The 21,484-nt window shown below is 76.4% G+C and carries 1 protein-coding gene; it reads right to left on the bottom strand.

The window, feature by feature from the left end; genetic code table 11:
- Positions 1-2: 2 nt before the first annotated feature.
- Positions 3-21,449, bottom strand: coding sequence for a non-ribosomal peptide synthase/polyketide synthase (locus ACQPZA_RS05750; RefSeq protein WP_433279025.1), 21,447 nt, complete (start codon positions 21,447-21,449; stop codon positions 3-5).
- Between the last annotated feature and the right edge of the window lie 35 nt (positions 21,450-21,484).

The following is a 21,484-nucleotide window of genomic DNA, read 5'->3' as shown; positions in this document are numbered from 1 at the left end:
AGTTAGGCAAACCTTTGCTCCAGCTCGTCGAGGACGCGTGACCACTCCGTGACGAGCTCCCCGAGCTCCGCCGGGGACGGGCCGGCCGGCGCGGCGATCCAGCGCGCGGTGAGGACCGGCCCGTCCGGCCGGTCCGCCACCCGGACCAGGACGCTGAGCGGGAACTCGGCGGGCCGGTCCTCGCCCCAGTCGGCGAAGAGCGCGTCGTTCTCGACGACCGTGGCCCAGTCCGTCGCCTCGGCCCGGCTGAACCGGCCCTCGTAGTTCAGGTACACCTCGGGCCGCGCCGCCCCGGCGAGCAGCGCCGCGGTACGGGGGTTGAGGTAGCGCAGGCCGCCGTACCCGGCGCCACCGTCGGGAAGTGCCGCCCTGTCGTCCCGGACGCGGGCCACCGCGGCGGCGAGCGCGTCGGGCTCCACCGCGCCGGGGTCCACCCGGACCGGCACGACGTCGGCGAGCCAGCCGACCGTGCGGGTCAGGTCGGCGCCCTCGTCGGGCGCGTCCCCGGAGTGCCGGACCTGCTCCGGGCGCCTGCCGTGCCCCTGCACGGCGATCTGCAGCCCGGTGCCCTGGGGCCCCGTGCCGTCGCCGGTCCACCGGGCACGGCAGCGCGCCACCGCCACCGCGAGGGCGGTGACGAGCACGTCGTCGACACCCGCATGCACCGCGGCGGGCACCGCGGACAGCAGGCCGGCCGCCGGCCTGCTCCGCTCGACCGCTGCCTGATCGGCGCCGGGCCGGCGGGACGCGAACAGCGGTGTGGGCGCGCCCAGCAGCCCGGTCCACAGCGGCAGTTCGGCCTCGCGCTGCGGGCTCGTGGCATCGGCTGCGACGCGGGCGGCCCACTCGCGGTAGGGCACCGGGACCGGCGCCGGACGGCCTCCGGACGCGGCGGCCGCGAGGTCCTCCAGCAGAATCCGCCAGCCCACCCCGTCGACGACGAGGTGGTGCAGCACGAGCAGGAGGCGGCCGGGCCGGTCGGGGCCCGCGTCGAACCAGACGGCCTGGAGCATCCGGCCGGCCTCCGTGTCGAGCCGATCGTTCGCGGCGCGGGCGTGCGCGAGCACCTCGGTGGCGACCGGTTCCGTGGCCTCGATCCGGAGAACGGCGTCCGCCACGCGGACGCTCCCCCGCGGCGCGACGTCCAGGTACCAGGGCCCGTCGACCGGGCGCACCAGCCGGGAACGCAGCGCCTCGTGCGCGTCGAGGACGGCCTGCAGGGCAGCGGCGAGCCGGTCCGCGGACAGGCCCGCGGGCACCGCCAGGAGCACCGGCGAGCCGAGGCCTGCGACCGGGAGCCCGGAGTCGCGCAACGCCACCAGCGCCGGAGTGGGGGCGGTGGGTCCGGAGTCGTCGGTATCCGCTGCACCCGTGGTGGTGGCGGGGTCGGGCGGGGTGGGCACCTCGGTCGGCACGGCGCGGGTGCCGAGCCGGGCGTCCCCGTCGAGCACCGCGGCCAGCGCGGCCGGGGTGCGGTGGGTGAACAGCTGCCGCGGCGAGATCTGCAGCCCGGCCGCCCGGATCCGCCCGACCAGCGTGATGGCGACGATGCTGTCGCCGCCGAGGGCGAAGAAGTCGTCGTCGGCACCCACGGCCGGCAGGCTCAGCACCTCCGCGACCAGGCGGCACAACAGCTCCTCGCGGGCGGTCGACGGTCCGCGACCGGTGGTGGCGCCGAGGTCGGGCTCCGGGAGGGCGCGCCGGTCGAGCTTGCCGTTCGGGGTCAACGGCAACCGGTCGGCCAGCACCGTCACCACGGCCGGGACCATGTACTCCGGGAGCCGCTGCGCCACGCCGTCGCGCAGGGCGCGCGGGTCCAGATCGGCCCCGGTCGCCGCCACCGCGTAGCCGACCAGCCGGGCCGTGCGGGCAGCGCCGTGCACGACGACCGCCGCCTGCGCCACGCCGGGCTGCTCACCGAGCACGGCCGCCACCTCGCCCGGCTCGATCCGGAAGCCCCGGATCTTGACCTGGTCGTCGGAGCGGCCCAGGTGTTCGAGCAGGCCGTCGGGGCTCCAGCGGGCGCGGTCCCCGGTGCGGTACATCCGCTCCCCCGGGGCGCCGAACGGCGAGGCGACGAACCGCGCCGCGCTCTGGCCGGGGCGACCGAGGTAGCCGCGGGCGAGCCCGCGTCCGGTCACGTACAGCTCCCCGACCACGCCGGGCGGCACCGGCTGCAGCCGCGCGTCGAGCACGTAGGCGCGGGTGTTGGGATCGGGCACGCCGATCGGCACAGGACCAGGTCGGGACGGGTCCGCACACCAGAGCGTGGAGTTGACGGTGGCCTCGGTCAGCCCGTACGCGGCGAAGAGCCGTACCTTCCCGGCCCAGCGCGGCACCAGGTCGGGCGGCACGGTCTCGGTGCCGACCAGCACCACCGAGTCGGCCGGCAGCTCGCAGTCCGGCGGGAGCGCCGAGACCAGCGACGGCGGCAGCACCATGTGCGTGATCCGCTGCGCGGCCAGGAAGTCGGTCAGGGTGTGGTCGGCGGTGCGCACCTCCTCGGGCGCCAGCACCAGCGTGGCGCCGGTGCACAGCGCCATGGCCAGCTCGAACGCGGCCACGTCGAACCCGACCGAGGCGAACTGCAGCACCCGCGACCCGGCGTCGACGCCCATCCGCTCGACCGCCGTGGCGACGAGGCTCGCGATCCCGTCGTGCGGCACGGCGACGCCCTTGGGCCGCCCGGTCGAGCCGGACGTGAAGATCACGTAGGCGGTGTGGCCGAGCCCGGCGGGCTCACCGGGCAGCCGGTCGTCGGCGACCGGGGCCACGAGCCCCGCGGCGACCGCCGGATCGTCGAGGAGCACCGTCGGCACCCCGTCGACCACCGGCAGGTCGTCGGCCACCGCGGCGGTCGCCACGACGAGTGCCGCGTGCGAGTCCTCGACGAGCCCGCGCAGCCGTTCCGCCGGGTGCTTGAGGTCGAGCGGGAGCCACGCGGCCCCCAGCCGGACCACCGCCAGCACGGTGGCGACCATGTCGGCGGTGCGCGGGACGGCCACCCCGACCACGTCCTCCACCCCGACGCCGTGCTGGCGCAGCAGCAGCGCGATGCGCCGCGACCGCGCGTCGAGCTCCGCGTAGCCGACCTCCCGCTCGCCGTCGACCACGGCCACCGCGTCCGGGCGCGCGGCCACCTGGTCGGCGAACAGCGCGCCGAACGTCCGCTCCGGCACCGGGAGTGCCGTGGCGTTCCAGGTGTGCAGCACGCGCTCGCGTTCCGCCGGGGTCAGCACGTCGATCGACCCGACGGGCACCTCCGGGTCGGCGGCGACGGCGCCCAGCACGGCGGTGAACCGGGCGGCGATCAGCTCGACCGACGTGCGGTCGAACAGGTCGGCGCTGTACTCGAGCGTGCCCGTCAGCCCGTCGGGCACCTCGGCCACGTTCACCGACAGGTCGAACGTCGACACCGCGCGCTGCACGGGCTCCACCTCGGCCGCCAGGCCCGGCAGCTCCGGCGCCTGCCCGGTGACGCCGCTGAGGTGCACGACCATCACCTGGAACAGCGGATGCCGGGCCAGCGAGCGTTCCGGGTCGAGCGCCTCCACGACCGCCTCGAACGGGACGTCGGCGTGGTCGAACGCGGCGAGGTCGGCCTCGCGGACCCGGTCGAGCAGCTCCGCGAACGTCGGATCGCCCGACAGGTCGGTGCGCAGCACCACCGTGTTGAGGAAGAACCCGACGAGGTCGTCGAGCGCGGGGTCGCCGCGACCTGCGACCGGGGAGCCGAGCGGGATGTCGGTGCCCGCGCCCATGCGGTGCAGCAGCACCGCCACCGCGGCGTGGACCAGCATGAACATGCTGACGCCTCGGCGCCGCGCCACCTCGCGGAGCCGACCAGCGGTCGCCGCGTCCACCGCGAACGGGACCGTGGACCCGACGTGGCTCAGCTCGACCGGCCGCGGCCGGTCGGTGGGCAGTGCCAGCTCGGTCGGGAGGCCGGCCAGTGCCCGGCGCCAGAACGCCAGCTGGTCGTCGGCGACCGCGGCCAGCAGCCGCTCGTGCCAGGTCGTGTAGTCGGCGTAGCGCACCGGCAGCGGCGCCCAGCTGGGGATCGACCCGGCCGCGCGCGCGGTGTAGGCGGCGGCGAGGTCCGCCACCAGCGGGCCCGTCGACCACTCGTCGGTGGCGATGTGGTGCACGAGCAGCAGCAGCACGTGCTCGTCGGTGCCGGTCAGCCGGTAGAGCCGCGCCCGGACCGGCAGCTCCCGGTCGAGCGCGAAACCGTGGTCCACCTCGGCGTCGACGAGCGCGCCCAGACCGGCCCGGTCGGTCTCCACGAGCGGCAGCGGGACGTCCGGTGCCGCGAGGATCTGCTGGAAGGCCATGCCCTGGCTGTCCGGCCCCCGGCTGTCCGGGTAGACCGTGCGCAGCGGTTCGTGCCGGGCAACGACGTCGCGGACCGCCGCGGTGAGCGCGGCGACGTCGAGCGGGCCGCGCAGCCGCCAGGCCACCGGGACGACGTAGGTCGGGTCGACGCCGCGCAGCTGGTAGTGCAGCCACATCCGGCGCTGGGACGCCGACAGCGGCAGCCGGTGCCCCTGCTGCGCCGCGGCGGTGAGCGGGGGCCGCACCGGACCCTGCCCGGATACCGAGACGGCGCCCGCCAGCAGCTCCGCCAGCCCGGCCGGGGTCGGGGCGTCGAACACCGCCCGCGGGGCCAGGTCGACCCCGGTGGCCGCCCGGATCCGCCCGACCAGCCGCATCGCCGACAACGACGTGCCACCTGCGGCGAAGAAGTCGTCGTGCACGCCGACCGTGTCGACCTGCAGGACGTCCCCGAGCAGTGCGCAGAGCACCGCCTCCCGCTCGGTGCGGGGAGCCTCGACGCCCGGGCCGGCCGCGAGGTCGGGGGCGGGCAGTGCTCCGCGGTCGAGCTTGCCGTTGGGGCTGAGCGGCAATGCGTCGAGCACGACGAGGGCCGCGGGCACCATGTGCGCGGGCAGCCGGTCGGCCACGTGCGACCGCACGGTGGCGGGGTCGGCCCCCGCACCCGTCAGGTAGCCGACGATGCGCGGCTCCCCGGCGGCGGACTCGTCGACGACGACGGCCGCGGCCGTCACCGCCGGAGCCGCGAGCAGCGCCGCCTCGATCTCCCCCGGCTCCACCCGGAAGCCCCGGATCTTGACCTGGTCGTCGGCGCGGCCGAGGAACTCCAGCTCGCCCCCGGGCAACCTGCGGGCGAGGTCACCGGTGCGGTACATCCGCTCGCCGGGCCGCCCGTGGGGGTCGGCGACGAACCGCGACGCGGTCAGGCCCCGCCGGGCCAGATAGCCGTGCGCGAGCTGGACGCCCGACAGGTACAGCTCGCCGGCCACGCCGTCGGGCACCGGCTGCAGGTGCAGGTCGAGCACGTGCGCGCCGGTGTTCCAGATCGGCGTGCCGATGGGGACCCCGGCGCCCGTCGTGCGGCCCGCGTCGGCGTGCCGGGTGACGTCGACCGCCGCCTCGGTGGGGCCGTACAGGTTGTCCAGGCGCACGCCGGGCAGCAGCTCACCGAACCGCCGGGCCGTGGCGCCGGGCAGCGCCTCGCCGCTGCAGACGACACGGCGCAGCCCGGTGCAGCCCGCCGCGTCCGGGTGGGCCAGGAACTCGGCGAGCATCGACGGCACGAAGTGCGCGGTGCTCACCCGCTCGCGGACGACGAGCGCGGCCAGGTAGGCGGGGTCGCGGTGGCCTTCGGGGCGCGCCACCACCAGCGCGGCCCCGGTGAGCAGGGGCCAGAAGAACTCCCACACCGAGACGTCGAAGCTCGACGGCGTCTTCTGCAGCACGCGGTCATGCGGGGTGAGCCGGTACTCGTCCTGCATCCAGGCCAGCCGGTTGACGATGCCGGCGTGCGGCACGACCACGCCCTTGGGCCGGCCCGTCGAGCCGGACGTGTAGATCACGTACGCCGGGTCGGCCGGACCGGCGGGACAGGCCAGCCGGGGTCCCGCTCCGCCCGGGGCGAACCCGGGCTCGTCGACGGCGAGCACCACGCCGGTGCGGTGCGGCCACGGCGTCGCGGCCCGCAGCGCCGCGGTGGTCAGCACGGCGGCGGGCGCGGCGTCGGCGAGCATGAACGCCAGCCGCTCGGCCGGCAGGTCGGGGTCGAGCGGGAGGTAGGCCGCCCCGGCCCGCACCACGGCGTGCAGGACCACCACCAGCTCCGCGGAGCGCGGCAGCGCCACCGCCACCAGCGCACCGCGGCCGATCCCGCGAGTGGCGAGCTCGCGCGCGAGGGCGTCGACCCGCCGGTCGAGCTCGGAGTAGGACAGCCGCTGCGGCTCCCCGTCGCCGTCCACGACCAGGGCGAGCGCCTCGGGCGTGCGGTCGGCCTGCTCGGCGAGCAGCCCGGGCAGGGTGGCGGCGGGAACGGCCACCGCCGGTCCGGTACCGGCAGCGAGGGCACCGACCCGTTCCGCGGCGGTCAGCAGGTCCAGCGCGCCGACCCGCCGGTCGGAGTCGGCGCCGACCTGCTCCAGCAGCCGCACGAGCCGGTCCATCAGTGCGCTCGCCGCGTCGGCGCCGAGCCGGTCGGTGGCATGCTCCAGCAGCAGGGTGACCGAGCCGTCGCCGAGCCGCTCGGTGAGCGTGACGTGCAGGTCGAACTTGGCGTGCACGGTCTCCGTGTCGTAGGGCCGCGCCGGCAGGCCCAGCAGCGTGTCCGGCTCCGGCGGCACTTGGTGGTAGCCGCTCATCACCTGGAACAGCGGGTTCCGCCCGGCCTCACGCCGGGCTCCGAGCGCGGCGACCACCCGTTCGAACGGCAGGTCGGCGTGGTCGAACGCGGCCAGGTCGGTGGCCCGGGTGCGGGCCAGCAGCTCGGTGAACGTGGGGTCGCCGGACAGGTCCGAGCGCAGCACCAGAGTGTTGACGAAGAACCCGACCGAGCCCTCCAGCGCGGCGTCGGACCGCCCGGCCACGGGCACCCCGAGCGGGATGTCGTCGCCGGAACCGAGCCGGTGCAGCAGCGCCGCCGTGGCGGCGTGGGTGAGCATCGACATGCTCGTCCCGGTGCGCGCGACCAACGCCCGCAGGGCGGCCACCGCCGGCGCGGGCAGCTCCCGTTGCACGCGGCCCCCCGTCCCGTGGCGGACCGCGGGACGCGGGTGCTCCACCGGCAGCGGGATCTCCTCGGGCAGCCCCGCCAGCGCCTCGGTCCAGAACGCCTCCTGCTCGGCACCGAGAGTCGCGAGCAGGTCGGCCTGCCAGAGCGTGTGGTCGGCGTACTGCACCGGCAGCGGGGCGAGGTCGGGGAGCACCCCGGCCCGGCGGGCGGCGTAGGCGGCGTCCAGGTCGGACAGCAGCGGCCGGTCCGACCACTCGTCGGTGGCGATGTGGTGCAGCACGAGCAGGAGCACGTGCTCCGGGCCGCCGTCCACGGCCAGCAGGACAGCGCGCAGGGGCAGGTCCGCGCCCAGGTCGAAGCGCCGCTCGACCACCGCACGGACCCGCGCGGTCAGCTCGTCCGCGGAGACCGGCGAGACGTCGAGCGCAGGCGCGGCGGCCGGGTCGGTAGTAGGCAGGATGCGCTGGTAGGGCACACCGTCGTGCTCGGCGACGACGGTGCGCAGCACCTCGTGCCGGGCCGTGACGTCGGCCAGGGCCGCCCGCAGCGCGGCGACATCGGGCGCGCCGTGCAGCCGCACCGCCAGCGGGTAGTGGTAGGCCGCCGCGCGCTCCGGCCCCTCGGCCAGCCGGTCGAGCAGCCACAGCCGGTGCTGCGCCGGCGACAGCGGCACCCGCTCGGGCCGCTCGGCCGCGACGAGCGCGGGCCGCGCCGGTCGGGCGCCGCCGACGCGCTCGGCGAGCCGGGCCACCGTGGGGGCCTCGAACAGGTCCCGGATCGCCAGCTCCGCACCCAGTGCCGTGCGCGCGCGGCCGATCAGGCGGGTGGCCAGGAGCGAGTGGCCACCGAGGGCGAAGAAGTCGTCGTCGACCCCCACGCCGGGGTCGGCCCCTTCGGCCCCCCGCACGTCGAGGACCTCGGCGAACAGAGCGCACAGCGTGCGCTCCACCGCGGTGGCGGGCGCACGGCCGCTGCCGCGGCGCACCACCGGTTCGGGCGCGGGCAGCGCGGTGAGGTCGAGCTTGCCGTTGGCGTTGATCGGCAGCTCGTCCAGCACGACGACCGTGGCGGGGACCATGTAGTCGGGCAGCTGCGCGCGCAGGTCGGTGCGGAGCCGGGCGGTCAGCTCGCTCGCGCTGCGCGCCGCCGTCGGGTCGTTGGCGACGCGCCCGCCGTCGGCCGGGAGGTAGTCCCCGGCGAGCGGTCCGTCGCCGGTGGCGAAGACGGCGTCGACGGTGCCGGGCTGGGCGGCGCACCACGTCACGTGCAGGCGGTAGCCGAGCCGCTCGGCGAGCGCGTGCAGGTCCTCCTGCTCGACGCCGCTGTGTTCGCTCAGGGCGGCGCGGGCGGCGGTCACGTCGCCGGCCCGAAGCGCCGCCACCGCGGCCAGCTCCCCGGCGAGGCGGGCGTCGGGCACCCGGCTCACCCGCAGCAACGCCGGCCGTTGCCGCTCCAGGTGCGCGGCCAGCGCGTCGAGGTCGGCGAGCTGGACGCCCCAGACCAGCGTGGGCGCCGCGGCGAGCGACCGGACCTCGGAGGCCCGGCGCAGGACGACGTCGTAGCGGTGCCGGGTGAGCTCGTTGACGTGCCGGCCCCGGCGGGTGCGCACCGACGCGGTGGTTCCGGGCAGCTGTGCGGCCAGGCCGGTGAAGAAGTCCGGTGCGAGCACCAGCTCCTTGTCCATGGTGATCGCGCGGTCGACGGCCCGCTGCGTGGCCGCGGCGTCGTCGTCGGTGCGCCGCAGCTGGACGGCCGTGTGGAAGGCGTGGAGTACCGCCACGTTGCGCACGTCGCCGACGAACAGCGCGCCACCGGGCGCGAGCAGCTCCAGCGCGCCGCGCAGCACCCGGTCGAGGTAGCCGGCGTCGGGGAAGTACTGGACCACCGAGTTGATCACGATGGTGTCGAAGAAGCCTGCCGGAAGGCCGTCGAGGTCGTCGGCGGGACGGCAGCGCAGCTCGACGTGGCCGAACCGTTCCTTGTCCCCGGCGAGGACCTCCCGCAGCTTCCCGATCACCGGGGCCGCGAGGTCGGTGCCCCAGTAGGCCTCGCAGTCCGGGGCGAGACGCCCCAGCAGCAGGCCGGTGCCGACCCCGATCTCCAGCACCCGGCGTGGGGCGAGCTCCCGGATCCGCTCGACGGTGCGTTCGCGCCACTCCCGCATGTCGGGCACCGGGATCGGCTCGCCGTCGTAGCTGGAGTCCCAGCCGGAGAAGTCCTCGTCGACCACGGCGACCGGGATCTCGGTGTACTCGTCGCTGTAGACCTGGTTCCACTCACCGACCTGCTGCGCGCCCAGCTCGGCGCGCACGTCGGCGGGCAGCGCGGCGGGCACGACGTAGCCGACGAGACGGGTCAGCCCCGCCTCCCCGCTCTCGCGCTGCGGCACGACGGCGGAGCGGGCGACGAGCGGATGCCGGTCGAGCACGGCGCTGACCTCGGCGGGCTCGACCCGGTAGCCGCGCACCTTCACCTGGTCGTCGGTGCGGCCGAGGAAGTCGAGGATGCCGTCGGGGCGACGGCGCACGAGGTCGCCCGTGCGGTACATCCGCCCGCCCGCCCGGTGCGGGTCGGCGACGAACCGCTCCGCGGTGAGCTCGGCCCGGTTCAGGTAGCCGCGGGCGAGGCCGTCCCCGGCGATGTAGAGCTCGCCGGGCACGCCGTCCGGCACGGGACGCAGCCAGCCGTCGAGCACGTACCCGGCGGTGTTGCGGATCGGCCGCCCGACGGTGGGGGTCGCGCTGTCCGTGGTGCCCCCGCCGAGGGTGTTGATCGTGTACTCGGTGGGGCCGTAGAGGTTGTAGCCCGCCGTGTCGTCGGTGTCGCGCAGCCGGTTCCACACGGTCTCCGACACCGCCTCGCCGCCGAGCATCACCAGCGCGGGACGGTGGCGGCGCTCGCCGCGTTCCAGCAGGCCCTCCGCGAGGAGGTGCTGGGCGTAGGTCGGGGTCACGTTCACCACGTCGATGCGGTGGGTGTCGCAGTAGGCCACCAGCGCCTGCGCGTCCCGGCGCAGCGTCTCGTCACAGACGTGCACCTCGTGCCCCTCGACGAGCCAGAGCAGCTCCTCCCACGACATGTCGAAGGCGAACGACACCGTGTGCGCGATCCGCAGCCGCCGCCCGCCCGCCGCCGCCACCGTGGGCGCGAAGATCTCGGTGCGGTGGTTGTGCATCATGTTCGTCAGGCCGCGGTACGGCGTGACCACGCCCTTGGGGCGTCCCGTCGAGCCCGACGTGTAGATCATGTACGCCGGGTGCAGCATCCGGCCCGCCCGCTCCCGGGAGAACGCGCCGAGGTCGGCGTCGTCGATCGCCGTGTGAGAGAGAGTGGCCAGCTCGGTCCGCACCGCGAGGGTGTCGAGCAGGAGCAGCGGTGCGGTGCCGGCGAAGCGGGCACTCACTCCGCTGGTGGAGAGCAGCAGCAGCGGCTCGGCGTCGGAGAGGATCGCGGCCAGCCGGTCGGTGGGGTGGTCGAGCTCCAGCGGCAGGTAGGCCGAACCGGTGCGCAGCACCGCGAACAGCGCGACCACGGTGTCGACGGAGCGCGGCACGCCGATGGCCACCACCCGCTCCGGCCCGGCACCGTGGGTGAGCAGGAGCCGCGCGAGCCGGTTGACCCGGCCGTCCAGCTCGGCGTAGGTGAGCCGCTGGTCCCCGCACACGACCGCGAGCGCGTCCGGCGTGGCGGCCGCCTGGACGGCGAGCAGGTCGGCGACCGTGTCGACGTCCTGCGGGCCCTGCGGCCCCGAGGCCGTGCGCTCGATCGCGGCGCGTTCGTCCGCGCCCAGCACCGGTACCGCGCCGACGCGGGTGTGCTCGGCGGTGGAGGTGAGCGTGTCCAGGAGGCCGACGAACCGGGCGAGCAGCGCCTCCGCGTACCCGTCGTCGACGACGTCGGACCGGTACTCGAGCCGGACGCCGATCTGCTCCCCCGGCGCCACCACCAGCGTCAGGGGGTAGTGGGTGTGGTCGAGGCTGCTGCCGCCGGTGATCCCGAACTCGGCCTGCGAGCGGCTGCTCGCGGTCTCGTCGATGAAGTTCTGCAGGACGAAGAGCACGTCGAACAGCTGGGTCTGGCCGGCGGCCCGCTGCACGGCACCCAGGCCGAGGTGCTCGTGGTCCATCAGGTCCAGCCGCTCGTCCTGGGCGCGGCGCAGCAGCTGGGCCAGGGTCTCGCGCGGGTCGAGCGTGACCCGCACCGGCACCGTGTTGAGGAAGAGCCCGATCACCTCGTCGAGACCGGGCACCTCCGGCGGCCGGCCGGCGACCGTGGTGCCGAAGACCACGTCGGAGCGGCCGGTGACGGCGCCGAGAACCAGCGCGAGCGCGCCGGTCAGCACGGTGTTGAGGGTGACGCCGCTGCGGCGCGCGAGGTCACGGACGGCCCGGGCCGAGGCGTCGGGCAGCACGGTGGTGCGCCGCCGCGGCCCGACCGGGGCGAGGCCACGGGCCGCCGGGACCAGCACGGTCGGTTCGGTGAACCCGGCCAGCGCATCACGCCAGGCGCGTTCGGCGGCCGGGACGTCGCGCTCGGCCAGCCAGCGCAAGAAGTCGCGGTAGTCGCCCGCCGGGACGGGCGTGGCCGCGGCGCCGTGGTGGTAGAGGCCGAGGAGCTGGTCGATCACCAGCGCGCCCGACCAGCCGTCCCACAGCAGCACCTGCCGGTTGATCACCAGCCGCGACCGGTCGGGGCCCAGGTGGATCAGCAGCAGCCGCCACAGCGGGGGGCACGCGACGTCGAAGGGCCGGGTCCGGTCCTGCGCGGCGAGCTCCTCCGCCCGTTCGAGGCGCTCGGGTTCGGGCAGCTCGGCGAGGTCGACCTCGGTGAGCGGCGCCTTCAGCGCCGCGGCCACGAACTGCACCGGCGCGCGCAGCCCGGCGTCGGTGAACCCCGCACGCAGCGTCGGGTTGCGCGCCATGAACTCGACGGCCGCCGCGCGCAGCCGGGCGGCGTCCAGACGGTGGTCGAGGTCGAGGGAGAACTGTGCCGTGTAGGCGTCGCTGCCGGAGTCCAGCGCGGCGTGGAAGAACAGCCCTTCCTGCAACGGGGACAGCGGCCACACCTGCTCCACCCCGCCGGGGCACAGTGCGCGGACCCGTTCGAGCTCGCCGTCGGTCAGGTCCACCAGGTCGACCAGATCGGTCTGGTCCACCGCGTCCGCGGGCGCCGTCGCCTGGGTGGATCCGGCCACCAGCTCGTCCAGCGCCGCCACGAGGTCCGCACCCAGCCGCGACACCTCGTCCGCGGGCAGCACGTCGACCAGGTGGGTGAGGCGGATCCGCAGCCGGGGGCCGTCGCCCGTGTCCCGGCACACCGCGTTGACCATCAGCGCGTACGGGACGCCGAGGTCGTCGTCGGGGCGGTCGTCGAGCAGGTCCGACTCCGGAGCCACCGTCCAGGGCCCGGGGCGCGCGTCGACCCGGCCGAGGTAGTTGAAGAGCACCTGCGCCGGTGCGGTGGCGGCCAGCAGCGGGGCGGTGCGGGCGTTCGCGTAGCGCAGGAGGCCGTACCCGAAGCCCCCGTCCGGGGCGGCGGCCAGTGCCTCGGTGGCGCCCGCGAGCGCGACGGCCGGGTCCGGGTCGGCGGTGAGCCGGACGGGTGCGACGGAGGTGAACCAGCCGACCGTGCGGGACAGGTCGGTCTCGGGGGTCAGTGGCTCGCGGCCGTGGCGCTCCAGGTCGACCAGCAGCGGGCCGGGTCCGCGACGGCGACCCACCGCGGCCGCGAGTGCGGCGGCGAGCACCTCGGTGACCCCTGTGCCTGCGGCGGCGGGCACGACGGTCAGCAGGGGCGTGGTGGCGGCCGGGGACAGCTCGACGACGTGGTCCGCGGTGCCGCCGGCGGTGCCCGACGCCGTCACCCCCGCCACGAGGTCGCCGCCCGGCGTGGCCGTGGCCCACCAGTGCTCCAGCTCGCCGAGGCGTTCGTGGGCCTGCTCGGCCGCGGCCCTGGCGAAGGAACGCAGCGAGGTCCCGACCGGGGTGGGCGCACCACCGGCGAACGCGACGGCCAGATCCTCCAGCAGGATCCGCCAGGAAACCCCGTCGACGGCGAGGTGGTGGGCCACGAGCAGCAGCCGCCCGGGTTCGGCGGTGCCGACGTCGAACCAGACTGCCTGCAGCACGGCACCGGCGTCGGGGTCGAGCCGGTCGGCCGCTGCGGTGGCGGCCTCGGCGATCGCGGCGCGCAGCGCTTCGGGCGCCGGCCCGGTGACCTCGACCCGGCGCAGCACGTCGGCAACGGACACGGCACCGGGCTCCCGGACGTGCAGGTCCCACAGCCCGGGGGCGTGCCGGGTGAGGCGCAGGCGCAGCGCGTCGTGGGTGTCGAGCAGGGCCTGCACTGCGGCACCGAGGCGGTCGAGCGTGGCCTCGGCGGGCACGGTGACCAGCATCGACTGCCGGAACCGGCCGATCGGGCCGCCCCACGAGGCGAACCGCTCCACGATCGGCAGCGGCGGCACCGCCCCCACCCCCTCCGAGCGCACCCCCCTCCCCGCGAGTCGCCCGTTCTGGGCGTGCGAGTCGCCCACTTCTGCAGGCACCCCGACCCCCGCGAGTCGCCCGTTTTCCGCGCCCGAGTCGCCCGGCCCGGACACACCAGTACCCGCGAGTCGCCCGTTCTGCGCGGGCGAGTCGCCCGGTTCGGGCAGCAGCTTCGCGAGAGCCGCGGGCGTGCGGTGACGCAGGACGTCGGCGGGGCTGACCCGCAGCCCGGCCCGGCGCAGCCGGTTGACCAGCCCGATCGCGAGGATGCTGTCGCCCCCGACGGCCAGGAAGTCGTCGCCGGGCCCCACCCGGGGCAGGTTCAGCACCTCGGCGAACGCCGCGCAGAGCTGTTCCTCCTGAGCGGAGGTGGGAACGTCGCCGGACTCCGCGGCGGGGGTGGCGGCGAAGTCGGGGGCCGGCAGCGCGGCCCGGTCCAGCTTCCCGTTCGCGGTCAGCGGCACCGACCCGATCGCCACCACGGCCGCGGGCACCATGTGCTCGGGCAGCCGGGCGCTCGCGTGGGCGCGCAGCGCCGTGCCGTCGACGCCACCGGACACCCGCGGGACGACGTACGCGACGAGCCGCGCCGTGCCCCCGTCCCGTCGCGCCACCACCACGGCGTGCACGACGTCGGGATGCTCGGCCAGCACGGCGGCGATCTCCCCCGGCTCGATGCGGAACCCACGGATCTTGACCTGCTCGTCGGAGCGGCCGAGGTACTCCAGCAGGCCGTCGGCCGACCAGCGGGCGAGGTCACCGCTGCGGTAGAGCCGCGATCCCGGAGCCCCGTACGGGTCGGCGACGAACCGGGACGCGGTCAGCGCCGCCTCGCCGAGGTAGCCGCGGGCGAGCTGCCCGCCGCCGACGTACATCTCCCCGACGACGCCGGGCGGCACCGGCTGCAGGTGCCGGTCGAGCACCAGCACGCGCAGGCCGGGGATCGCCCGCCCGATCACGCTCCCGGCCCGGGCGGCCACCAGCTCCTCGTCGACCACCTGGGCGGTGACGTGGACGGTCGTCTCGGTGATCCCGTACATGTTCACCAGCTGCGGCGAACCGGCCGGGTGCCGGGCGAACCACGCCGGGAGCTGCGTCAGGTCCAGGGCCTCGCCGCCGAAGACGACACATCGCAGGGCGAGCGCGGAACCCGGCGCGGCCGGGTCCGCGGAACCGGGCGACTCGCGCGGTGGAAACGGGCGACTCGCGGGGGTGACCGCGGCGAGCTGCGCGAACGCCGACGGGGTCTGGTTCAACACCGTGACGCGCTCCCGCACCAGCAGGTCGCGGAACTGCTCCGGCGAGCGCGACACGGCGTGGTCGACGACGACGAGGCGGCCGCCGGTGCACAGCGGGCCCCACATCTCCCACACCGAGAAGTCGAACGACGCCGAGTGGAACATCGTCCACACGTCGCGGTCGCCGAAGCGGAACAGGCGGTCGGTCTGCCCGAGCAGCTGCACCACGTTCCCGTGCGGCACCACCACGCCCTTGGGACGCCCGGTCGAGCCGGACGTGTAGATCACGTAGGCGGGGTGGGCCGGTAGCAGCGCAGCCGACACGTCCAATGGCTCGGCCGCGGCGAGCGCGCGGACCGTGGCCGGGTCGTCCAGCGCGAGCTGGGGCACCCGCGAGCCGGGCGGGAGCTGGGCCCGCACCGCCGAGGTCGTCAGCACGCAGGCCGGCGCGGCGTCGGCGAGGGTGCGGGCGAGCCGCTCGGGCGGGTACCCCGGGTCGAGCGGCACCGCGGCGCCACCCGCGCGGCTCACCGCGAGCAGGGCCACCACCAGGTCGATCGAGCGCGGCAGCGCCACCCCGACCAGCGTCTCCGCTCCGACGCCACGCTCGGCGAGCAGGCGGGCCACCCGCCCCACCCGGTCGTCCAGCGCCGCGTAGGTCAGGTTCGTGTCCCCGTGGGTGAGCGCGACCGCCTCGGGACGGCGGCGCGCCTGCGCCGCGAAGAGTGCGGGCAGGGTCGACGGCGCGACGTCGGCGGGTTCCTCGACGGTGCCGGTGAGCAGCAGCTCGCGTTCCTCGGTGGTGAGCACGTCCACGTGCGCCACGGGTGCGTCCGGCCCGGAGGCGACGGCTGCGAGGACGCGCACCAGGCGGTCCAGCAGGACGCCGGCCGGTAGGTCGGGGGCGCCGCGCACCTGCAGCCGCAGCCGCAGCGCCGTCCCGGGCACCACGACCAGCGTCACGGGGTAGTGGGTGGCGTCGTGGCCCGACAGTCCCGTCACCTCGAGGCCGCTGCCCCGGGCCGCGGCGGCGAGCGCGTCGGCGTCGAGCGGGTAGGACTCGACGACGACCAGCGAGTCGAAGAGGTCTCCCTGCCCGGCGGCCGCCTGGATCTCGGCCAGGCCCAGATGCTCGTGGTCCAGCAGCCCGGTCCGGCGGTCCTGCAGGTCCCTGGCGAGGTCGGCGAGCGGCTGCGCCGGGTGCAGGCGGGCCCGCACCGGGACGGTGGTGATGGCCGGTCCGACCAGCGTCTCGACGGCGTCGAGCTCGGGAGGCCGCACGGCGGCGGTGGTGCCGAACACGACGTCGTCGCGGCCGGTGAGCCGGCCGAGGAGCACCGCCCACGCGGCCTGCACCAGGGTGCTCGTGGTGAGCCCGCGGGCGCGCCCGAGGCCCTCCAGCGCGGCGGTGACGGTGCCCGGGACCTCGATCTCCGCCTGCTCGGGCTCGTCCGGGGTGGGTGCCGGCACCAGGAACGTCGGCCCCTCGACGCCGGCGAGCGCCTGTGCCCACGCGGCACGTGCCGCTGCCGTGTCACGCTCGGCGAACCACTGCAACAGCGCGGTGAAGGGCACAACCGGCTCGGACTCCTGCTCGTCGAGGGCGGCGAGCAGCTCCCGCAGCAGTACCGGCATCGACCACCCGTCGAGCAGCAGGTGGTGGGCGGTGACCGCCAGCCGGGCGGTCCGTCCGGTGCGGACCAGCAGGATGCGCAGCAGCGGCGGAGCGGCCAGGTCGAACGGCACCCGCCGCTCGGCGGCGAGCAACCGGTCGGCCTCGTCGCGGTCGCCGGCCTCGACGACGGTGACCGGCGGGGTCACCCCGTCGACGACGATCTGTGCGGGGGTGTCGGAGTCGGCGACGAACGCGCAGCGCAGGTTGGGGTACCGCGCCACGAGCGCGGCGGCGGCACCCCGCAGCCGTTGCGGGTCGGGCTCCCCGGCCAGGTCGACCACGTACTGGAGGGAGTAGACGTCCACGGTGTCGTCGGCGGCCGCGGCCAGTGCGTGGAACAGCAGGCCCCGCTGGAGCGGGGTGAGCGGCCAGACGTCGGACAGCGTGGGGTACGCGCGCTCCCAGCGCTCGACGTCGCTCTGGGCGGCGCCGGCGAGCGTGAGGTCGGACGGGGTGCGGCCGCCGCCGCCGGACGCCGCGATCTCGATGAGCGCCTGCTGCCACAGCTGCGCGAGCCGGGCCACCTCCGGCTCCTCGAGCAGCCCGCTCGGGAAGGACCAGTGCGCCACCAGCCGCGGGCCGGCCGGCCCGTCCTCGGCAACGGTGTTGACGTCCAGTACCGCCGCCGCGGGCATTCCGGGCTCGGCGGTGGCGGCGAAACCGCCGGGGACCGGTGACCACGCCGCGCTGCTGCCGGAGAGCCGGCCGAGGTAGTTGAAGGCGAGCTGTGGGACCGGCAGCTCACGCAGCACGGCGGCGGTGGCGGGGACCAGATGGCGCAGCAGCCCGAAGCCGGCGCCGCGGGCGGGCAGCTCGCGCAGCCGCTCCTTGGTGTGCTTCACCGCGGCGGCGGGCGAGCTCGCCCCGGCCAGGTCGATCCGTACCGGGAAGCGGGTGGTGAACCAGCCGACGGTGCTGGACAGCTCGGCCCCGGGCACGAGGTCCTCCTCCCGGCCGTGGCCCTCCACCGACACGAGCACCGACGAGGCATTCGTCTCGCCCCGCCAGGCCACCACGGCCTGCGCGAGACCGGCGAGCAGCACGTCGCCGGTGGTGGCGTGGAACGCCGACGGCACCCGCGCGAGCAGGGCCTCGGTCAGCTCGGGGGGCAGCTCCGTACGGACCTCCGCCACCGTCGCCGCGACGTCACGGGCGGGGTCGAGAGCCCGGCTGCCGATCAGCGGATCGGGCCCGCGCAGGATCGTGGTCCACCGGTCGAGCTCGTCCGCCCGGTCCGGGGCGAGCGCGTGCACCTGCGTCGCCCAACTCCGCAGCGAGGTGCCGACCGGAGCCGGCACCGGCTCCCGGCCGTCGCGCAGCGCGGACCAGGCGGCGGCGAGGTCGGCGGTGATGATCCGCCACGACACCCCGTCGACCACGAGGTGGTGGACGACCAGCAGCACGGCCCCGTCGAGCAGCACGGCCTGCAGGACCACCCCCGCAGCCGGGTCGAGCCGCTCGGCGGCGGCCCGGCGCTCCTGCTCCACCGGGCCGGTGCCGGTACGGACCAGTGGCTCGGCGTCCCGCTGCGCCTCCACCTGCAACGCCGCGCCGGGCCGGGCGACGAGCCGGGCGCGCAGGGCGTCGTGCCGGTCGAGCAGCGCCTGCACCACGCGGACGAGACCGGCCCGGTCGAGCCCGTCGGGCGCGGTGAGCAGCAGCGACTGCCCGTACCCGGCGATCGGGGCGCCGTGCTCCAGCAGCTCCGCGACGATCGGGGTGTCCGGCACCGCGCCGACGGCGGGGACGACCTCCGCCTGCGCCGTGTCCGCCCGCCCTGCGACGGCCGCCAGCGCGGCGACGGTGCGGCGCTCGAAGACGTCGCGCGTCGACAGCACGAGGCCGCAGGCCCGGGCCCGGCCCACCAGCTGGAGCGACACGATGCTGTCCCCGCCGAGTGCGAAGAAGGAGTCGTCGGCCCCGACGCCGTCCACCCCCAGGACCTCGGCGAACAGGGCCGCGAGCCGTTCCTCCACCGGCCCTGCGGGCCCCCGACCGGTCCGGGGCCCGCGGTCCGGGGCCGGCAGGCCGCGCCGGTCGAGCTTGCCGTTCGGGGTGGTCGGCAGGGCGTCGAGCACGACCACCGCCGACGGCACCAGGTGCGCGGGCAGCCGCGCGGCGAGCGCGGCGCGCAACCCCTCCGGGCCGGCGCCGGGCCCCACCACGTAGGCCACGAGCTGTGGGCCGGTCGGGCCGTCGGTACGGGCCACCACCGCCGCCTGCCGCACCTCCGGCCGGGCAAGCAGCGCCGCCTCCACCTCGCCCGGCTCGATCCGGAACCCGCGGATCTTCACCTGCTCATCGGTACGGCCCAGGTGCACCACGGTGCCGTCCTCGTCGCGCCGCACCAGGTCACCGGTGCGGTAGAGGCGCGCCCCGGCCGGCCCGAACGGGTCGGCGACGAACCGCGCCGCCGTCAGCCCCGGCCGTCCCCGGTAGCCGCGGGCCAGCTGCCCGCCCCCGATGTAGAGCTCCCCGACAACCCCCACCGGCACCGGGTTGAGCGCGGCGTCGAGGACGTGGAAGCGCGTGTCGTACACGGGCTCGCCGATCGGCACCGGGCCGGTTCCCTCGCCCACGACGGTGGCGCTGCTGTACACGCACGTCTCGGTGGGCCCGAACGCGTTGCGGACCTCGTGGCCCGCGGCGCGCAGCCGGTCGGCCAGCGGGCGGGGCAGCGTCTCCCCGCCCAGCACGATCGTCGGCGGGAGCGGGCGGGAACCGTCGGCGACGAGCGCGGCCAGCGCGGACGGCACCGCCGAGAGCAGCGTCGGGGTGCCGGACCCCGGCGCCACGGGTGCGGAGACCGCGGGATCGAGCACGTCGTCCACCACCCGCAGCACGCCACCGCAGGCCAGCGGGGGGAACAGCTCGAGCACCGAGACGTCGAAGCTCAGCGAGGTGGACAGCACGGTGCGGGCCAGCCGGTCGGGGCCGAGCTCGGCGACCGCCCATTCGGTGAAGGTGGCGACGGCGCCGTGCGGGACGAGGACGGCCTTGGGGGTGCCGGTGGAGCCGGAGGTGTAGATCAGGTGCGCGGGGTGGGCGCGACGGCGGGGCCGGACGCGCTCCGCGTCGGTGAGGGGAGCGCCGTCGAACGCCGCGAGGGTGGCGGGGTCGTCGAGGACGAGCGGGGTGGGTCCACCCGGGAGCCGCACCCCGGCGGTGGTGAGCAGCGCGGTGGGAGCGGCGTCGGTGAGCAGGAACGCGACCCGCTCGGCGGGGTAGGCGGGGTCCACGGGCAGGTAGGCCGCACCCGCCTTGTGCACCCCGAGCACGGCCACCACGAGATCGGCGGTGCGCTCCACTGCCAGCGCGACGACGTCCTCGGCGCCGATGCCGTCGGCGACGAGCCGGCGCGCCACGCGGTTGGCCCGCGCGTCGAGCTCGGCGTAGCTCAGTACCTCGCCGCCGCCCACGACGGCGGGCGCGTGCGGGGTGCGGCGGGCCTGCGCCTCCACCAGTTCCACCGCACTGTCGACGGTGGCGGCGCCGGGCGTGCCGGTCCCGCCCGTCGCCGCGCGCTCGGCGTCGGTGAGCAGGTCGAGCCGGTCCAGCCGGGCGTCGGGCGCGGCGAGCACCAGGTCCAGCAGCCGGACGAAAGCGGTGAGCAGCCGGCGCGTGGCCGGCGTGCTCAGCGCGTCGAGCCGGTGGACGGCCTCGATCAGCGCACCGGTCTCGGCCAGCTCCACCACGACGCTCAGCGGGAGCTGCGCCGTGCCGTTGTGCAGCGGCCTGCGGGTGGCGGTGCACTCGCCGTTCCCGTCCGGGGTGGGGAGGACCAGCGCCACCTCGGCTGCCGTGCGCACCCCGAACAGGACGTCGAACAGCCCGGTGACGCCGTCGGCGCCGGCCGCGCCCAGCTCACCGACCACCCGGCGCAGGTCGACGTCGGCGTGCGCGAACGCGTCCCGGCACGTCACCACCGAGGCCGCGACCAGCTCGCGGAACGTGTCGGCTCCGCGCACGGCGGCGCGCAGCACGACGGTGTTGCCGAAGTAGCCGACCAGCGCCGCCGCCTCCGGCCGGTCGCGGTTGACCACCGGCGCGCCGACGACGACGTCCTCGGCGCCGGTGAAGCGGTGCAGCACCGCGGTGAAGGCGGCGTGCAGCACCATGAACGGGCTCGCCCCCACCTCGCCGGCGAAGGCGCGCACGCGCTCCACGAGCGCGGCGGGAAGCGGCACGACGCACTGCCCGCCGTCGCCGGGTCGGGAACCGTCGGTCTCCGCGCGAGCCCCCGGCAGCGGCATCGGCTCGGGCAGGGGCGTCAATCGCTCCCGCCAGTGGGCGAGCCCCTCGGGGCCCGGTTCGGGCGTGACGGCGTCGAGGTACTGCGGACCGTCGGTCGCCGGGGCGGGCGCACCGGTCAGCGCGGCCCGGTACCGCGCGGCCAGCTCGCCGAAGAACACCGCCCAGGACGCGTCGTCCCAGGCGATGTGCTGCGCGACGAGCACCAGCACGTGCTCGCGCTCGCCCGTGCGCAGCAGGCCGATCCGCAGCGGCGCCTCGGCGGTGAGGTCGAAGACCCGGCCCGCCAGCTCCTGCGCGACCTCCTCGGTGCGGGCCGCGCGCCCGGCAGGCGGCAGCGTCCGCAGGTCCTCCTCCACCCACCCGGGGGCGAGCTGCGCGTGCACGATCTGCTCGGGCGTGCCGTCCGGGCGCCGCCGGTAGGTGGTGCGCAGCACCTCGTGCCGGGCCACCACGCCGTCGAGCGCCGTGCGCAGCGCCGCCGCGTCGAGCGCCCCGTCGAGGGTGAAGGCCGTGGCCACGGAGTGGGCGGCGCGGCCCGACTCGGCGTCGAGCTGGGCGAGGAACCACATGCGCAGCTGCGCGGCCGTGAGCGGCTGCGGCACGCCCGGTTCCCGCCCGGCACCGGCGGTGGGCGCGGCGGCCGGCAGCTCGTCGGCCAGCCTGCGGTGCAGGAGCTCCCTGCGCAGCGCCCGCCGCGTGCTCGCGTCCGCCGGACCGTCCGAAGTCGCCTTCACGTGGGCTCCCTGCTCGTTCTGCTCGGGCTCGTCCG

Source organism: Pseudonocardia xinjiangensis, assembly GCF_050948425.1.
In the GTDB taxonomy this organism is placed as follows: domain Bacteria; phylum Actinomycetota; class Actinomycetes; order Mycobacteriales; family Pseudonocardiaceae; genus Pseudonocardia; species Pseudonocardia xinjiangensis.
This window is presented reverse-complemented; position numbering and strand designations above follow the sequence as displayed.